The organism is Neisseria benedictiae, assembly GCF_958267435.1.
Classification (GTDB): Bacteria; Pseudomonadota; Gammaproteobacteria; order Burkholderiales; family Neisseriaceae; genus Neisseria; species Neisseria bergeri.
Genome location: NZ_CATQFV010000062.1, coordinates 25937 through 41245, shown reverse-complemented (window position 1 = coordinate 41245; position 15309 = coordinate 25937). Strand labels below are relative to the sequence as shown.

Genomic DNA, 15309 nt, shown 5'->3' with positions numbered 1-15309 from the left:
CCGCAAATTTACCCCGTTAGCGTTCAAATTTTGCCGCCAAGCCGTGCCAGCACCTGAAACAGCCCGCCGTACTCACCGAAAAAACCTATATAGGAACACAAAAAAGTGTCGTTACCGTCGTTACCACAAAACTTTACAATATATAAGTACATGAATATAAATATAAAATAGGAAGAAAAAGCGGTAACGACACCCCCTTTTTTATGTCGTTACCGTGTCGTTACCGTCGTTACCGTCGTTACCCTTTTCTTTTCATAGACTTATCGTGTAAAAATTTGTAAGTATCGACAGGTAACGACACAGATTTTTTTATGTCGTTACCGTGAAAGCCTTGCCCCGTAAGGGTTTGCGGGCGCGGTAACGACGGTAACGACACCTTTGTGTGTATATATAGCGTTTTTTTCTGAATCGGGATAATGTTGGAAGAAGTGGGATAATTTGAGATGACCGCCCGCCGATTGCCGCCAAATTTTCAGACGACCGAGCGCGGGGAAATGTGTATCATGAGAGCTACAAAACACCGCCGAAAAATTTTGGCTTTGACAAATAGGGGGTATATTTGGGGGTATTTTGATGATTGCTGAAAATAATATATATAAATATCAGAATCTTAATCATTCAATTTTAGTCTCTCCGTCGCACCATTAACAATAAATAAATCAAGCAATTAATACACATTGGTACAATTTAGGGACGCAAAATACAGGCCACCTGATTTAACCAGGTGGCTTTTTTATCGGGCTTAGATAAATTTAAAACCATATAAATCAGAGTCTTGCAATATATTCAAAAATCTCTTGCATTACTGTTAAAACATCGGTTACACGCCAAACAACCTGAAGGAATTGCGCCACAAGTACGGCTTGATGCAAGAGCGGGTTGCCGAGATTACGGGTGTAACTTTGGCTACGGAACAAAAATAGGAGGCGGCAATGGGTTTAAAAGCGCATTGCGATATGCCGCACACACGTTGGTTGGTTTTGTTGGAGTATTTGGGGAATCTTTAAATCGGTTTTGTTTGAATAATATCGGAATGATGCCGTCTGTAAGCAAATTTGCTTCAGGTGGCTTTTTATTTGCTTTTGGAAATGGTTTGTCGGTGTGTTTTTTGTGTAACTTATATGTGAATGGAAAAGGTGAGAAGAGGGTTGGGCAATGAATGATTTGGTTAGATACGATCCGTTGGAACACGGGCAGCTTGCTGGAGGGTTGAAGAAGTATCGCGGCTTTACGCAAAAGGATGCGCGGGCGGCTGCCGACGATACGGCGTTGACGCGCGGGTTTAAAAATTCTGCATGTTCGGTGCGTATGGCGTGGAATGCTTTTACGCGTGATACAGAGGAACTCAGCCAACTGAAGGCTGAGGATATGGATTATCGGAAGATTCATGAGGGGCATAAGTCTCAGACTCGCAGGGAGCTTGGCGTGGCTTGGCATAAGGGCGAAGGTGTCGGCGCGGTGGACAAGGCGACGATGAGGCTTGGCGGCGGTATTTTGAATATGGGCAGGAAAGCCGCCGAGAAAGCTGTATTGAAGAAAATGGGCGTTGCGGCGGCTAAGGGAATGCCTGAATTTGCGGCTTTGGCAGCCAAGGAGTCCGTCAAGGGCGGATTGGGCGGTGCGGCACGGCACGCGGCGGCTTTGCACGAGTTGCGCGGCGTGGTGGCGCAGTGGAACAGGAAGCATTCGAAGCGTGCCATTAAGTCGGAAAACATTATGGCGGGCGTGAGGAACCGGCAACGGCGCGTTGCGGGGGCGAAAGACGGCATTTATCTGCCGGACAAGCACTCGGATGCGCGTACCGACGGCGGTTTTGCCTTCGGGCATTGAGGAAGTCCTGAACCTGAAAATGGTTCGGGCTTTTTTTAGGCGGTTGAATGCCGCCGATACGGTTGGTTTAATGGGTTTTTTAACGGAAAGGTACGGTATGGCTAATACACTTTACGATACTTCCCGCCAGATGTTCTTGGAGGGGCAGTTGAACTGGGCGGATGATACGGTCAAGGTCGCTTTGGTGGATACCAATGCTTATACGCCGAATGTGGCTCCCATGAGCATACCGACGATAAACATGCAAACAACCTTATTTCAATGGATGTATATCAGTATATGGCAAACGGTTTTTCTTCAGGCGTTACCATCGGCGCATCAGTCGGTACTGCAGTTGTCAGTATCAAGTCGGTCAAGTCTTCTTCATCTTATTATTTCATTTGACTTTTTTTATTTATCAACCTTAATTTCCGAGCAGTACGGAATTTTGCGAATCCTACATTATGTAACGGATCAGGTACAAAACCTGATAAAAAATATAGTGGATTAACAAAAATCAGGACAAGGCGACGAAGCCGTAGACAGTACAAATAGTACGGCAAGGCGAGGCAACGCCGTACTGGTTTTTGTTAATCCACTATACATGCCGTCTGAAGCTGTTGCAGACAAAGGGGATAATGTCCGACTTTGGTCGGCAGTTCTGTTTCAGACGGCATGGTTTATTTTTCGACGGGCAGCCCGAAATGCAGGTAGGTGCGTTCGGTCGCCATCCTGCCGCGCGGGGTGCGTTGCAAAAAGCCTTGTTGGATGAGGTAGGGTTCGATAACGTCTTCGATGGTGTCCGTAGATTCGCCGATGGCGGCGGCAACATTATCCAAACCGACGGGGCCGCCGCCGAATTTGTGCAAAACGGCTTCGAGAAATTTCCTGTCCATCACGTCCAGCCCCTGCGCATCCACGTCCAGCATACTTAAAGCGGCATCGGCGACGGCGGCATCGATTACGCCGTTGTTTTTCACGTCGGCGAAATCGCGCACGCGGCGCAACAGGCGGTTGGCGATGCGCGGCGTGCCCCGGCTGCGTTTGGCGATTTCTTCCGCGCCTTCTTCGGACATATCGAGCTGCAACAGTTGTGCCGAACGGCTGACGATGGTGGTAAGGTCGCGGTTTTCGTAAAACTCGAGGCGGGAGACGATGCCGAAGCGGTCGCGCAACGGATTGGTCAGCATACCGGCGCGGGTGGTCGCGCCGACAAGCGTGAAGGGCGGCAGGTCGATTTTGACGGAACGGGCGGCGGGCCCTTCGCCTATCATAATGTCGAGCCGGTAGTCTTCGAGCGCGGGGTAGAGGATTTCTTCCACAACAGGGCTTAGCCGGTGGATTTCGTCGATAAACAATACGTCGTGCGGATCAAGGTTGGTCAAAAGGGCGGCGAGGTCGCCGGCGCGTTCGAGGACGGGGCCGCTGGTTTGGCGCAAATTCACGCCCAACTCTTTGGCGATGATGTGGGCAAGGGTGGTTTTGCCCAGTCCGGGCGGGCCGAAAAGCAAAACATGGTCGAGTGCTTCGCCGCGTTTTTTGGCGGCCTGGATGAAAATGGCGAGCTGCTCTTTGGCTTTATGCTGCCCGATGTAGTCGTCCAGCGTTTTGGGGCGGAGGGCGCGTTCGAGCAGTTCTTCCTGTTCGGAGGCGGTTTGGGCAGCAACGATGCGTTGCGGTTGCGCGGCGGTCAGGTTGTCGGTTTGCAGCATAGTGTTCCCTTTGTCGGGTATGCCGTCCGAACGGTCGGCGGCGTTTCAGACGGCATTGGAAAGATAACGGTCAAAAGCGTTTTATCCGCGCGTTTCGCGCCAAACGAGATAGTCGCGCAGGGGCGGCATAGGCGGGTTGATGCAGTGGGGGCAGATGCCTGTGGTGTCTTCATCGTCGCTGTCGATGTGATAAGCGTTGGGGTCGAAGCGGACTTGCTGCATCACCGCCTGCGCCAACGCCTGCGCCTGAACAACGTCGAAATTGAATTTTTCGAGGATTTCGTTCAACAGGCGGATTTCGCCACCGCTAAATTCCGCACTGTGTTTGAGGATGAGGCGTTGGTAATCTTCGTTGTTGATTTTAGGCAATAAATCGGTTTTCAGGGTCATGATTTTATGTTGGGGGCGGGATGGCTGAAGCGTGAATTATAGCGGATATGGCGGCGGCTGTTTTAAAGCTTGGATCGGGTATCGTCCTCAAAACTTTAAAAGTGGCTGCATTGGGCGTTTTAATGTTTTTCTGTTTTGTCTTGCGCCGCCCGGAACGCTTTTTGCAACGGGGCGATTTGTGCCAGCCGCGCCCGGTCGATTTGTTCGGCGATAAGGTGCGCTTTTCCTTGTGCGCGGCATTCGGCGGCGATTTTGCCCGAATCCGCCTGATTGGCGGCTTCGAGCAGAGCAAGCCAGTGCGCGCGCTGGGGGTAGGGCGTGTGTTCGCGGTTCAGACGGCCTTGCGTGTCGGCAATGCAGACGTTTAAGGCAGCGGAGAAGCGTTCGGGTCGTCTGAAAGCGTCGGTTTTTTTCAAAACGTTCAGAATGGTTTGGCTTTTAAGCTGTCCGACTTGGTGGAAAATAATGTGCCAACGGCAAACCAATTCGGCAAGCTCGGCGCAATATTTCGGCGCGCGCAGCCGCTGATTGACTTCGCGCACGGGTTCGACACCGGCGAGGTCGTGTCCGTGGTGGCGCGGCAGGATGTCGGACGGCGTTTTGGCTTTGCCCAAATCGTGCAGCAGGGCGGCATAGCGTTCGGGCAGGCTCAAACCCATATTGGCGGCGCGTTGCAGCGTCATCAGGGTATGGATGCCGCTGTCGATTTCGGGATGGTAGTCGGCGCGTTGCGGCACGCCGAAGAGGGCATCGACTTCGGGCAGCAAGACTTTGAGCGCGCCGCATTCGCGCAACACTTCAATCATCTTTCGGGGATTTTTTTCCATCAAACCTTTCGCCAATTCCTGCCAGACGCGTTCGGCAACCAATGCGTCCGCTTCGCCGTTTTCCACCATCTGCCGCATCAGCTTCATGGTTTCTTCGGCGATTTCAAATCCGTAGCGCGCGGCAAAGCGGGCAGTACGCAGGATGCGGACGGGGTCTTCGGCAAAGGCCGGGGAAACGTGGCGCAAAATGCCTGCCGCCAAATCCCGTTGTCCGCCGAAAGGGTCGATAATCTTGCCGTCCGCATCTTGCGCCATCGCGTTGATGGTCAGGTCGCGGCGCATCAAATCCTGCTCCAGCGTAACGTCTTTGTCGGCGTGGAAACTGAAACCGGCATAGCCTTTGGCGGTTTTGCGTTCGGTGCGGGCGAGGGCGTATTCTTCGTGTGTTTCGGGATGGAGAAACACGGGAAAGTCTTTGCCGACTGGCTGGAAACCTTGCGCCTGCATCGTTTGCGCGTCTGCACCGACGACCACCCAATCGCGGTCTTTGACGGGCAAGCCCAAAAGATAATCGCGGACGGCGCCGCCGACGAGGTAAGTCTGCATATGCTTTGTGTTTTAAAGTTATTAAAGTTATCAAGAATGCCGTCTGAAGCGGCTTCAGACGGCATTGTTCCAACCGGAGGGGTTGCGCTTATGCTACGCCTTTTTTCTCCAAATAGCTTTCGTAATCGCCCAGGTAATGTTCGTAACCGCCCTTGCCGTCCAGTTCGATAATCTGCGTGGCGAGCGAGGAGACAAATTGGCGGTCGTGCGACACGAAAATCAGCGTGCCCTTATATTTTTCCAGCGCCATGTTCAAGGATTCGATGCTTTCCATGTCCATATGGTTGGTCGGTTCGTCCATGACCAAGACATTGGGTTTCAACAGCAGCAGTTTGCCGTACAGCATACGGCCTTTTTCGCCACCGGAGAGAACCTTTACTTTTTTCACGACATCGTTGCTGCCGAAGAGCAAACGCCCCAAAGTGCCCCGGATGACTTGTTCGTCGTCGCCTTCCTGACCCCATTGGCGCATCCATTCGCTCAAATCCATATCGACATCGAAGTCGTTTTCGTGATCTTGCGGATAGTAGCCGACGCTGGCTTTTTCCGCCCATTTGATGCTGCCTTCGTCCGGCAGCAGGCCGTCTGAATATTCGGGGTTGTACGCGCCCGCCAAGAGTTTCAGCAAGGTAGATTTACCTGCGCCGTTCGGGCCGATGATGGCGAGGCGTTGTCCCGCTTCGAGGATGAAGTTCAGGTTTTTAAACAACTGGGTTTCAAAGCGTTTCGCCAGTTTTTCCACTTCTACAGCCTGACGGTGCAGCTTGGCTTTTTCGTCGGCTTCAAAACGGATATACGGGTTTTGACGGGTAGACGGTTTGACTTCGACCATCTCCGATTTGATTTTGTCTGCCTGTTTCAGACGGCTGGTTGCCTGACGGGCTTTGGATTTGTTGGCACTGAACCGCGCCACAAATTCTTGCAATTCCTGCAATTTTTCCTTCGCCTTGGCATTGTCTTTCAGGGCGCGCTCACGCGATTGGGCGGAAGCGAGCATATAGTCGTCGTAGTTGCCCGGATAGATGGTGATGGTGTTGTAGTCCAAATCCGCCATGTGGGTGCAGACTTCGTTCAAAAAGTGACGGTCGTGCGAGATGATGATCATCGTGGAATCATATTGGTTCAACACGCCTTCCAACCAGCGGATGGTGTTGATGTCCAAGTTATTGGTCGGTTCGTCAAGCAACAGCACATCCGGCTTGGAGAACAGGGCTTGCGCCAGCAATACGCGCAGTTTGAAGCCTGGGGCGACTTCCGCCATTTTCGCATTGTGCAAATCTTCGGAAATGCCCACGCCGCTCAATAATTCGGCGGCGCGCGCTTCGGCGGTGTAGCCGTCGTATTCGGCGAACTTGGCTTCCAGTTCGGCGGCTTTCATGTAGTCGTCTTCGGTGGCTTCGAGGTTGGCGTAAATCGCGTCGCGTTCGGTCATCGCCGCCCACATTTCGGTATGCCCCATCATTACCACGTCCAGCACGCGCATCTCTTCGTAGGCAAACTGGTCTTGGCGCAATTTACCCAAACGCACGCCGTTTTCAATCGCTACTTCGCCGGCCGTCTGTTCCAAATCGCCGCCGAGGATTTTCATGAAGGTGGATTTGCCCGAGCCGTTCGCGCCGATCAAGCCGTAGCGGTTGCCTTCGCCGAATTTGACGGATACGTTTTCAAACAGCGGCTTCGCGCCGAACTGCATGGTAATGCCGTTGGTAGAAATCATTATGGGTAAAACCTTATATTGAACAATAGATTAAATTTGTTGAATTTTCGGATTATAACATAACCCCCTTACCGTCTGAAACAGACGGGCAAATTTTCAGACACTTATAGTAAAATATCGGCTTTATTATTTCAGGCAAAAGGTTTCCAAATGATAATCCTTCACGGCATTCCCAACTGCGACACGGTCAAAAAAGCCAAAAACAGGCTTGCCGGATACGGCTTGGAGTTTGAATTTCGGGATTTTAAGAAACAGAGGCCGTCTGAAGCGGAAATCTGCTCGTGGCTGGAACAAGTGCCTTTGGAAACCCTGCTCAACAAACGCGGGACAAGCTGGCGCAAACTCAATGCCGAAACGCAGCAAAAAGCCCTGTCCTCGACGGCGGAGGCCGTCAAACTGATGTCCGAAATGCCGAGCCTGATCAAGCGTCCCGTATTGGAGTGCGGCGGCAGGGTTTACGCCGGCTTCAGCGAAGAATCTTATCGGGAGATGTTCAAACCTTAACCTTCGTGCAGACGCGTATAAAAACCGTTACAATACGCCGCTTGAATTTCCCGATTCCATTCCATATCCCGATTTAAAATATGTTCCATTCCATCGAAAAATACAAAACTCCCGCCCAAGTCCTTTTGGGGCTGATCGCATTAACCTTCGTCGGCTTCGGGGTCAGCACGGTATCCCATCCGGGCGCCGACTACATCGTCCGAGTCGGAGACGAGAAAATCAGTGAGCAGTCGCTTAATGCCGCCGTCCAAAACGAACAGGCGGACGGCGGCAGCCCGTCACGCGATGCCGTATTCCAATCCCTGCTGCAACGCGCCTATCTGAAACAAGGTGCAAAACTGATGGGTATTTCGGTTTCTTCCGAACAAATCAAACAGATTATTGTAGACGATCCTAATTTTCACGATGCAGGCGGCAAATTCGACCACGCGCTTTTAAACCGCTACCTGTCGCAACGCCATATGTCTGAAGACCAGTTTGTCGAAGAAATCCGCGATCAGTTTGCCTTACAGAATTTGGTAAACCTTGTCCAAAACGGCGTATTGGTCGGCGACGCGCAGGCGGAACAGCTGATCAGGCTGACCCAGGTCAACCGCACCATCCGTTCGCACACTTTCAACCCCGACGAATTCATCGCCCAAGTCAAAGCGTCTGAAGCCGATTTGCAGAAATTTTATAATGCGAACAAAAAAGACTACCTGCTGCCGCAGGCGGTCAAATTGGAATATGTCGCCCTGAATCTGAAGGATTTTGCAGACAAGCAGAACGTCAGTGAAACGGAAGTGAAAAATGCGTTTGAAGAGCGCGTGGCGCGTTTGCCGGCAAATGAAGCCAAACCTTCTTTCGAGCAGGAAAAAGCCGCCGTTGAGAACGAATTGAAAATGAAAAAGGCGGTTGCCGACTTCAATAAGGCAAAAGAAAAGCTGGGCGATGACGCGTTCAACCATCCTTCCTCGCTTGCCGAAGCCGCCAAAAACAGCGGTTTGAAAGTGGAAACTCAAGATACGTGGTTGAGCAGGCAGGACGCGCAAATGTCCGGTATGCCCGAAAACCTGATCAATGCCGTATTCAGCGACGACGTATTGAAGAAAAAACACAATTCCGAAGTATTGTCTATCAATAATGAAACCGCATGGGTCGTCCGTGCCAAAGAAGTCCGCGAAGAAAAAACCTTACCGTTTGAAGAAGCCAAAGATGCGGTGCGTCAGGCTTATATCCGCGCTGAAGCCGCCAAACTTGCCGAAAACAAGGCAAAAGAAACGCTGGCGCAGTTGAGCGGAGGCAAGGCAGTTGACGTGAAATGGTCGGAAGTGTCTATTTTGGGCGCGCAGCAGGCAAGGCAGTCCATGCCGCCCGAGGCTTATGCGGAACTGCTGAAAGCAAAACCTGCAAACGGCAAACCCGCCTATGTCAGACTGACCGGCCTGCCGGCACCCGTGATTGTCGAAGTACAGGCGGTTACTCCGCCCGATGATACCGCCGCGCGCATCCCTCCTGCGAAACAGGCTTTGGCGCAACAGCAGTCTGCCAATACCTTCGACCTGCTGATCCGCTATTTCAACGGCAAAATCAAACAGACCAAAGGAGCGCAATCGGTCGACAACGGCGACGGTCAGTAATTGACACTTTTGTTGACGACATAACGGTCGGAATATTCCGACCGTTTTCCCATATGGCGGAGTATGATGAATTCCAAAAAACAGGATGCCTTCCAAAGGCTGATCGGTGCGCTGAAAGTATTGCCCAACGTCGGGCCGAAATCGGCACAGCGGATGGCGTACCATCTGTTGCAGCACAAGCGCAAAGAGGCTGAAGAGCTGGCGGATGCCTTGCAGACAGCATTGAAGCAGGTTCACCATTGCGCGAGGTGCAACACGTTTTGCGAAGGCGGATTGTGCGATATTTGTGCCGATGAAACACGCGACGGTCGGCGGCTGATGGTGGTGCATATGCCTGCCGACGTGTCGAATATGGAAGCGGCAAACTGCCACGACGGGATGTATTTCGTCCTGATGGGGCAAATCAATACGGCATTGGGAATGGACGTATCCGCCATCGCATTGGATAGGCTGGCGCAACGGCTGGGCGGCGGGGAAGTCGAAGAAATCATTATTGCAACCGCCTTTACCGCAGAAGGCAATGCGACGGCATATGTCCTGTCCGAGTTTTTCAAAAACCTGCCTTACAAAGTCAGCAGGCTGTCGCAGGGCATCCCCTTAGGCGGCGAATTGGAATATGTCGATGCGGGAACGCTGGCGCAGGCGGTGTACGAACGCCGCCTGATTAAAGAAGGCGGGGCGTAACGCCGCCAATGCAAAATGCCGTCTGAAGCCTTCAGACGGCATTTTTCCGGGCGGTTTACTTGCAGTTTAGCCCTTGAATCTGCAATGCGCCTCCGTTGCCGACTTTGAACACGCACTGTGTCGCGCTGCTGCCGGACACGGTAATGCTGCCGCTGCCGCCGTTCAGGCTGACAGGTTCTTTAACGCCCATACCGACTGCCGTTGCCGCCAGCTTTTGCGCGTCGGCTTCGGAATAAGGCGTGTTGTTGGCATCGATTTTGATTTCTTTGGCATAGGCTGTCGAAACAGTAAAAACGGCAACAGCACACAAAGCAGAGATTTTCCTGATATTCATTGTTTTCCTTAAAGAAAAGGTTTTGTTTCAAGAGAAGGATAGGGCAGTTCGGCACGTTGTGCAAGTTTTCCGCCCTGTTTTTCCGAATTTGCCACATACCGCGTCTTTATTTACACAGCCTGCCGTTCGGACGCTGCCGGGGTTTTACGGTACAATAAACTTTTGCCGCCGCCCCCAAACCACCGTCCGGGGGCGGTACATTTGCAGACATTTTTAAGGTAGCGTTATGTTTTCTCTAGAGGCTTGGATAGGCTTGAGGTATCTCAGGGCGAAAAAGCGCAACGGCTTTATGTCGTTTATCACGATGGTTTCGATTGCCGGAATCGCCTTGGGCGTAACCGCGCTGATTGTCGTCTTATCGGTTATGAACGGCTTTCAGAAAGAAATACGCGGGCAGCTCCTGAATGTCGCGCCGCACGCCGAAATCGGCTATATCGACAATACGGATACGGATTGGCGCAACCTGCTTCGGTTTACCGAAAACCGCAAAGGTATTTTGGCTGCCGCGCCCTATGTTTCCAATCAGGCATTGCTGGCAAACGCGGGCGAAATCAGGGGCGTGCAGATGCGCGGCATTTTGCCGTCTGAAGAGCGCAAAGTGGTGGAATACGGCGACAAAATGCCGGCAGGCAAGTTTGAAGACCTGATTCCGGGCGAGTTTGACATTATCCTCGGTGTCGGTTTGGCGGAGGCTTTGGGTGCGGAAGTCGGCAATAAAGTTACCGTCATCACGCCGGAGGGTAACGTTACCCCCGCCGGAGTCGTACCGCGCCTGAAGCAGTTTACCGTGGTCGGCCTGGTCAAGACGGGCGTTTACGAAGTGGACAACTCATTGGCGATGACGCATATCCAAGACGCGCGCGTACTGTACCGCTTGGATAAGGAAGTTGCGGGGCTGCGGCTGAAACTCTCCGACCCGCAAAACGCCCCCGCATTGACGGCAACACTGATTCCGGAGGCGCAAAGGGACGCGGTTTGGGTGCGCGATTGGACGTACAGCAACCGCAGCTATTTTGAGGCGGTCGAACTGGAAAAACGGATGATGTTCATCATCCTGACGCTGATTATCGCCGTGGCGGCGTTCAACCTTGTCTCTTCCTTGGTAATGGCGGTTACGGAAAAGCAGGCGGACATTGCGATTTTGCGGACTTTGGGTCTTTCCCCTGCTGGCGTGATGAAGATTTTTATGGTGCAGGGCGCGTTTTCAGGCTTTTTCGGCACGCTGGCGGGGGTGGTCTGCGGCGTGCTTTTGGGTTGGAATGTCGGCAGGGTCGTGGCGTTTTTTGAAAACCTGCTCGGTGTCCACCTCATCAATTCTCAGGTTTATTTTATCGACTACCTGCCCAGTGATGTCGATATGGGCGACGTTGCCCTGATTGCCTGCATTTCTTTGGGACTGTCTTTCGTTGCCACGCTCTACCCGAGCTGGCGCGCGTCAAAAACCCAACCGGCGGAGGCTTTGCGTTATGAGTGAGTTGATTTTGAAATGCGAAGGCGTGGGCAAACGCTATCGGGACGGCGGTTTGGACGTTCCGGTGCTGCACGGCTTGGATTTGGAAATCCGCGCGGGGGAAAGCACCGGCATCATCGGTTCTTCGGGCAGCGGCAAATCGACGCTGCTGCATATTTTGGGCGGGCTGGATATGCCGTCTGAAGGCAGGGTGCTGCTGATGGGCGAGGATTTGCGTACATTAAGCCAGCGACAACTGGGCATCCTGCGCAACCGCCATCTCGGTTTCGTGTACCAGTTCCACCATCTTCTGCCTGAATTTTCGGCACTGGAAAACGTGATGATGCCGCTTCTGATCGGCAAAAAAAGCCGTGAAGAGGCGGCAGAAACGGCAATGTCGATGCTCGACAAGGTCGGACTGAAACAGCGTTCGACGCACCGCGCGGGCGAACTTTCAGGCGGTGAGCGGCAGCGTGCCGCCATTGCACGCGCCCTGGTCACCCAACCCAAATGCCTGCTTGCCGACGAACCGACCGGCAATCTCGACCGTGCGAACGCCAGGAATGTTTTGGATATGATGCTGGAACTGAAAACAGAATTGGGAACGGGGCTGGTGGTCGTAACGCACGACGACGAACTCGCCGGCCGCTTCGAGCGCGTGATGGTTATGAAGGACGGCAGCCTGCACACCAAGCAGGGCGCAAACGCCTAAACATCCGAAACAACACCGCGCCGTCTGAAGCCCCGCGCCTTCAGACGGCATTTCGACAAGGAATACGATGGAACGGCAGACAGATGAATTTGCCCAAGCAGCGGCAAGGGCGGCAATCCGTTTTTTGGAACGCTATGCGGGTTCAGGCAGCGAAGTGCTTGCAAACTGTACCGAACGCCTGTTTCAGGCATTGCAGAACGGTCATTCGTTTATCCGTTTGAGCAGTGGCGAGGCTGGCGCGCTGCCGGCACTCGCACCCGTGGTCGGAACATCCGCCGCGCCTTTGATTTTGGAAGGCAGAAGGCTGTTTTTGGGCAGGATGTGGCAGTTGGAATACGATTTGGCTGCCGAGATAAAACGCTTGGCGGCAGCCGACACGTCCGCCCCCGACGCGGCAGGCGCGAGGCAAAACCTCGCAAAATGGTTTCAAGGCACGGGCAGCGAAGGGCAGCGCGATGCCGCCGCCTTGGCACTGTTGCAGTCTTTTATGGTGATTACCGGCGGACCCGGGACGGGTAAAACGACAACGGTTGCCAAACTGCTGGCGCTGATTTGCGGTGAAGACGAAAATCTTCCCAACATCGCGCTTGCCGCACCGACGGGCAAAGCGGCGGCACATATGGCGCGCGCGCTGCACCGTGCAATCAACAGTTTTGACGCTCCGGACAACGTCCGCCGCCATCTGCTTAAATTGGAAGGGCAAACCGTCCACCGCCTGCTGAAACTGCGCCCGCCCAAAATGCAGGCGGCGTTCAACCCTGTTTACCCGCTGCTGTTTGACGTATTGATTATCGATGAAGCTTCGATGCTGGATACGGTATTGATGCTTCAGCTTTTAAAGGCCGTTAAAACAGGGGCGCGAGTGATTCTGCTGGGGGATGAAAACCAGCTCCCGTCTGTCGGAATCGGGGCGGTGCTGTCCGTTTTGTCGCAAAAAACCGTTTTGGACGGAGAAACGCACCAAAGGCTGGCCGGCTTCCTTCCGGAACACGGTTTCAGCGTCAGCGCAAATCCGCCCGTGTTGGCGCAAAACACCGCCCATCTGTCGTTCAGCCACCGCTTCGGCGACAACAGCGGCATCGGCTGCCTTGCCCGTGCCGCCGTATCGGGTGATGAGGGGGCGTGGGCATTGTTTGACCGGTTTCCGGACGAACTGGAACATTCGGAATGCCGTCTGAACGCTCAGGTCGAAAGGTTGTACCGGACTCACAAAGCCTATTGGCAGGCGGTAGACGAAGGCAACATCGAATCCGCCTATGCGGGCATCTCGGATATCGTCGTCCTTGCAGCTTGGCGGCAGGATGCGGAAGACTTCAACGAAGCCTATTGCAGCCATGTACGCCGCAAAATGAACATACCGGAACATCCGGCATATTTTGCCGGAGAGCCGATTATGATCAGGCAGAACGACTACGCGCTCGAACTGTTCAACGGCGACATCGGACTGATTATGGAAGATGTCGGACGGCAGGGCAGCCTTGCCGCCTATTTTGCCGATGCGGACGGGTTTAAAAAGGTTGCAGTCAGCTGCCTGCCCGATTTCGAACCCGCTTTCGCGCTGACCGTCCATAAAAGCCAAGGTTCGGAATATCGGGAAGTCTGGCTGCTGCCGCCCTCTGCAGCACCTTCGAACGAAGAGGACGATGCGCTTTCCGGCTTGAGCAGGGAGCTGCTTTACACAGCCATTACCCGCGCGAGGGAAAAGTTCGTATTTTTCGGCGGGGAAGAAGCCTTCCGGCAAGCCGCCGCCACCGTCAAAACCCGTCAGACGGCATTGGGCAGTATGCTTGGGCGGGTATTTTCACAAGGATAATCCGCACGAATGCCGCGCCGCCGCCCCTTATGCCTTTTTCAAACGGTATAGGAAAGTGGTTTCCCGGGTTCGCGCAAAAGCAAGCGGATCGCTCGGATTCGCGGCTTTTTTGTGCTTCGGCTTGGTTTTCATCATATCGGCAACACGCAAACCCGCCCGGATAAATGCCTTTTCCAAAAAATCGGCAGGACGCAGCCCCAAATGCTCTGCAAGGTCGGAAATAATCAGGCGGATTTCGCCGTCGGGATTCAGATGTTTCGGCGCATCCCTTAAAAACGCGGCCAACATCGCAGAATCGGGGTCATATAATGCGGATTCGACGGCGGAAGTCGGCTTGGCGGGCAGCCACGGCGGGTTGCAGACAATCAAATCGGCACGCATATCGGGGAACATATCGGTTTCCCGTATTTCAACCTGTTTTTCCAAACCCAGCCGGGCGATATTGGCCCGGGCGCAGGCAACCGCCCTCGGATTGGTGTCCGTCCCTATCACGGAAGGAATCCCCTGTTTTGCCAATATCGCGGCAAGCACGCCCGAACCCGTCCCGATGTCCAATGCCGTCTGAAACCCCTCTGCCGGCGCTTGGGCGAGCAAATCGAGATATTCGCCGCGCAAGGGCGAAAATACGCCGAAAGGGACATATATCCGCCCGCCGGCTTGGGAAACGGCAACGCCCTTTTTATGCCACTCGTGCGCACCTATAAATCCAAGCAGCAGGTTGAGCGGGAGAAAAAAAGGCTTGACGTTAGGCTTGCCGTACACGTCGAGCAAGGCGGCGCGTATATCGGGCGCGCGTTTGTTGTCCAACACAAAACCGGGGCAGATTTCAACGGCAAGCATATTCAGAATACGGCTCTGTTGCGCCTGCTTCATACGGTGGGCGTGGAAAAGGGCGGCGATATCCGCATCAGAACGGACGGCGGCAGGTTTGCGGACCTTCTTCTTCATTGCCGAAAGCACCTGTTTCGCATTGTGGAAATCGCCCTGCCAGACAGTTGCAATATTTTGATAGGCAGCCTTCAAAATGCCGTCTGCGCCGCTTTCGCGGACATAATGCCAACCTTTGGGCGGTTTTTGCAGACTTTCGTTGCGCCATTTGAACCCGTTATCGGGAAAAATAAAAGAAGACATGGGATACCTGCGTCATGTTTTGAAAATAGGGCGGCAGAACCGCAAACCATACGGATGGTAC

Annotated in this window: 14 protein-coding genes and 1 pseudogene; 9 read left to right on the top strand and 6 right to left on the bottom strand. The window is 53.5% G+C overall.

Annotated features, from left to right (window positions below; genetic code table 11):
* Positions 1-775 precede the first annotated feature (775 nt).
* The 3 genes and pseudogenes from Q3O12_RS08000 (at position 776) to Q3O12_RS07990 (ending at position 2320) form a co-directional block, all read left to right on the top strand.
* Positions 776-1159: a hypothetical protein gene (locus tag Q3O12_RS08000; RefSeq protein WP_301669994.1), complete on the top strand. Its 384-nt coding sequence runs from the start codon at positions 776-778 to the stop codon at positions 1157-1159.
* Positions 1156-1641, top strand: a pseudogene (locus Q3O12_RS07995) (hypothetical protein); the annotation flags it as partial. The gene Q3O12_RS08000 and the pseudogene Q3O12_RS07995, both read left to right, overlap by 4 nt.
* Positions 1642-1792: 151 nt before the next feature.
* Complete coding sequence (locus Q3O12_RS07990) at positions 1793-2320, top strand: hypothetical protein (protein ID WP_301669993.1); 528 nt, start codon at positions 1793-1795, stop codon at positions 2318-2320.
* A gap of 169 nt (positions 2321-2489) precedes the next feature.
* Here Q3O12_RS07990 and ruvB read toward each other — a convergent pair whose 3' ends face one another.
* The 4 genes from ruvB to Q3O12_RS07970 all read right to left on the bottom strand — a co-directional run bounded on the left by ruvB (position 2490) and on the right by Q3O12_RS07970 (position 7001).
* A complete protein-coding gene (ruvB, locus tag Q3O12_RS07985) occupies positions 2490-3521 on the bottom strand; it encodes a Holliday junction branch migration DNA helicase RuvB (protein WP_301669991.1) in 1032 nt (343 codons plus the stop codon).
* Between the two features lie 81 nt (positions 3522-3602).
* A complete protein-coding gene (locus Q3O12_RS07980; protein WP_002232489.1) occupies positions 3603-3911 on the bottom strand; it encodes a hypothetical protein in 309 nt (102 codons plus the stop codon).
* A gap of 119 nt (positions 3912-4030) precedes the next feature.
* Positions 4031-5284: a multifunctional CCA addition/repair protein gene (locus Q3O12_RS07975; RefSeq protein WP_118846499.1), complete on the bottom strand. Its 1254-nt coding sequence runs from the start codon at positions 5282-5284 to the stop codon at positions 4031-4033.
* A gap of 88 nt (positions 5285-5372) precedes the next feature.
* Entirely contained in the window at positions 5373-7001 is a 1629-nt protein-coding gene (locus Q3O12_RS07970; protein WP_118818924.1) for an ABC-F family ATPase, read from the bottom strand.
* Between the two features lie 150 nt (positions 7002-7151).
* Between Q3O12_RS07970 and Q3O12_RS07965 the strand changes: the two genes are divergently transcribed.
* From Q3O12_RS07965 to recR, 3 genes are all read left to right on the top strand, one after another.
* Positions 7152-7505, top strand: a complete 354-nt coding sequence (locus Q3O12_RS07965) for an arsenate reductase (protein WP_301669990.1) — start codon at positions 7152-7154, stop codon at positions 7503-7505.
* A gap of 80 nt (positions 7506-7585) precedes the next feature.
* Positions 7586-9124 carry a SurA N-terminal domain-containing protein gene (locus tag Q3O12_RS07960; RefSeq protein ID WP_301669989.1) on the top strand — a complete coding sequence of 513 codons (1539 nt, stop codon included), beginning with the start codon at positions 7586-7588 and terminating at the stop codon, positions 9122-9124.
* A 66-nt stretch (positions 9125-9190) separates the two neighbouring features.
* On the top strand, positions 9191-9808 hold the full coding sequence (gene recR / locus Q3O12_RS07955) for a recombination mediator RecR (protein ID WP_167435434.1): 618 nt from the start codon (positions 9191-9193) through the stop codon (positions 9806-9808).
* A gap of 55 nt (positions 9809-9863) precedes the next feature.
* On the opposite strand, the gene Q3O12_RS07950 is transcribed toward recR, so the two are convergent.
* Entirely contained in the window at positions 9864-10142 is a 279-nt protein-coding gene (locus Q3O12_RS07950; protein WP_003714116.1) for a hypothetical protein, read from the bottom strand.
* Positions 10143-10368: 226 nt separating this feature from the next.
* Between Q3O12_RS07950 and Q3O12_RS07945 the strand changes: the two genes are divergently transcribed.
* The 3 genes from Q3O12_RS07945 (at position 10369) to recD (ending at position 14117) form a co-directional block, all read left to right on the top strand.
* Positions 10369-11616: a lipoprotein-releasing ABC transporter permease subunit gene (locus tag Q3O12_RS07945; RefSeq protein ID WP_118811651.1), complete on the top strand. Its 1248-nt coding sequence runs from the start codon at positions 10369-10371 to the stop codon at positions 11614-11616.
* Positions 11609-12304, top strand: a complete 696-nt coding sequence (lolD, locus tag Q3O12_RS07940; RefSeq protein WP_118803969.1) for a lipoprotein-releasing ABC transporter ATP-binding protein LolD — start codon at positions 11609-11611, stop codon at positions 12302-12304. The genes Q3O12_RS07945 and lolD overlap by 8 nt, the downstream gene beginning before the upstream one ends.
* 67 nt (positions 12305-12371) lie before the next feature.
* A complete protein-coding gene (recD, locus tag Q3O12_RS07935; protein ID WP_301669988.1) occupies positions 12372-14117 on the top strand; it encodes an exodeoxyribonuclease V subunit alpha in 1746 nt (581 codons plus the stop codon).
* Positions 14118-14144: 27 nt separating this feature from the next.
* Here recD and Q3O12_RS07930 read toward each other — a convergent pair whose 3' ends face one another.
* On the bottom strand, positions 14145-15248 hold the full coding sequence (locus tag Q3O12_RS07930; RefSeq protein WP_301669987.1) for a methyltransferase: 1104 nt from the start codon (positions 15246-15248) through the stop codon (positions 14145-14147).
* Positions 15249-15309: the final 61 nt, after the last annotated feature.